Origin of the sequence: Streptosporangium sp. NPDC005286, assembly GCF_040607515.1 — a bacterium.
Classification (GTDB): Bacteria; Actinomycetota; Actinomycetes; order Streptosporangiales; family Streptosporangiaceae; genus Streptosporangium.
In genome coordinates, this window is the sequence record NZ_JBEXGU010000388.1 from 1 (window position 1) to 1745 (window position 1745).

General features: G+C 66.1%; 1 protein-coding gene. It reads left to right on the plus strand.

The genetic code is table 11. The features are described from left to right. Positions 1 to 115: 115 nt before the first annotated feature. Positions 116 to 1693, plus strand: a complete 1578-nt coding sequence (locus ABZU75_RS46300; protein ID WP_355569937.1) for an ISL3 family transposase — start codon at positions 116 to 118, stop codon at positions 1691 to 1693. The last annotated feature ends 52 nt before the right edge of the window (positions 1694 to 1745 follow it).

The window sequence follows — 1745 nt, forward strand, 5'->3', positions numbered from 1 at the left end:
TGTCCGTGGCCATGTAAAAGTGGGTCTGGCCCACTTTCCGTGATCGTCGCGCGTGGCACGGTAACGGTTCGGGTGATCCGTTCTTGTGTCAGGCCCGGGTTCGCGATCATGTTCGATGTCGATCACGGAGTTACTGGCGGTTCTGTTCCCGCATCTGGCGGGCGTGTGCATCGAGCGGGTGTTCCCGGCCGGGAAGACTGTCCGGGTCAGGGCCCGGAGCTGGGAGTCGGAGGCGGCCTGTCCTGGGTGCGGGGTCTCCTCGAAGCGAGTGCACAGCCGCTATGACCGCCGGTTGTCCGACCGAGCGATGGCCGGCCAGGAAGCCTCGATTGAGCTGCGGGTCCGCCGGTTCTTCTGCGACAACGTCGTCTGTGGGAAGCGGACTTTCGTCGAGCAGGTCCCTGGGCTGACGGTCCGGCACGGCCGCCGGGCCGCTGGCCTGAGCGATGACCTGCGGGCGATCGCGTTGGCGTTGGGCGGTCGGCCGGGTGCTCGGTTGGCAGAGAAGCTGTGCTCGGGTGTCGGCCGGTCAACGTTGCTGCGACTGCTACGCGGCCTGCCCGACCCCCAGTATCCGACCCCCAAGGTCCTGGGCGTGGACGACTTCGCGTGGCGTCGCGGCCATACCTATGGCACCGTCCTGGTCAATGTCGAGACCGGCAGTGTGGTCGACCTGCTGCCGGATCGGTCGGCGGAATCGTTTGCCGCCTGGCTGGAGGCCCATCCTGGTGTCGAGGTGATCTGCCGGGATCGGGCAGGTTGCTATGCCGAGGGCGGCCGGCGTGGTGCTCCGCTGGCCGTGCAGGTCGCCGATCGGTGGCATTTGCTCCATAACCTGTCCGGCGCGGTCGAGCGAGCCGTCGGCCGTCATCGCTCTCACCTGCGTGAACAACCGGACGCCGTCGAAGAGCCGGCCTTTGCCACCCCGGATCTGCCGACCGAGGAAGGACCGCTGGCAGTCCAGACCCGGGCCCGGCATGCTGAGATCCACCAGGCACTCCAGCGAGGTATGGCCATCACCGAAATCAGTCGTGACCTGCGGCTGGACCGCAAGACCGTCCGCCGCTACCTTGCCGTAGAAACTGCTGACGACCTCGTCGGCAAGGAGAGGGCGAAACGGCAGACCATTCTCGACACACACCTTCCCTACCTGCGGGAACAATGGGATCAGGGCTGCCGCAACACCGATGTGCTGTTGGAAGAACTCCGCAGTCGCGGCTTCCTCGGCAGCAAACGCACCCTACGCAGGCTCACCGCCCAGTTGCGGGCCTCAACCGCCGCAGCGACGCAGCCGCCGGCACCGAAAGTACGCGAGGTTACCGGCTGGATCGTCACCCGCCCCGAAAAGAACACTGCCGAGGACCTGGCCAAGCTCCAACGGATCAACGACCGTTGTCCCGAACTCGCGTCCGTCACCACGCTGACCCGCGAGTTCGCTGAGATGCTCGTCCAACTGCGCGGCAAGGACCTCGAGGCATGGACCGAGCGCGCTGAAGCCAGCCCCGCCCGAGAACTCCGCGCGTTCGCCACCGGACTCCGGCGCGACTGGGCCGCTGTCAAAGCCGGACTCACTCTGCCCCACAGTTCAGGAACGGTCGAGGGCAACGTGAACCGCATCAAAATGATCAAGAGGGTCATGTTCGGACGCGCCAACCCAGACCTCCTCCGCATCCGCGTCCTGCTCGGAGACTGACCAACGCGATCACGGAAAGTGGGCCAGACCCACACGCACTTGGCCGTTGACA

What these genes read in the sequence shown, in the direction of transcription:
- ABZU75_RS46300 (WP_355569937.1), top strand. Translation starts at nt 116, where the DNA reads ATGTCGATCACGGAGTTACTGGCGGTTCTGTTCCCGCATCTGGCGGGC.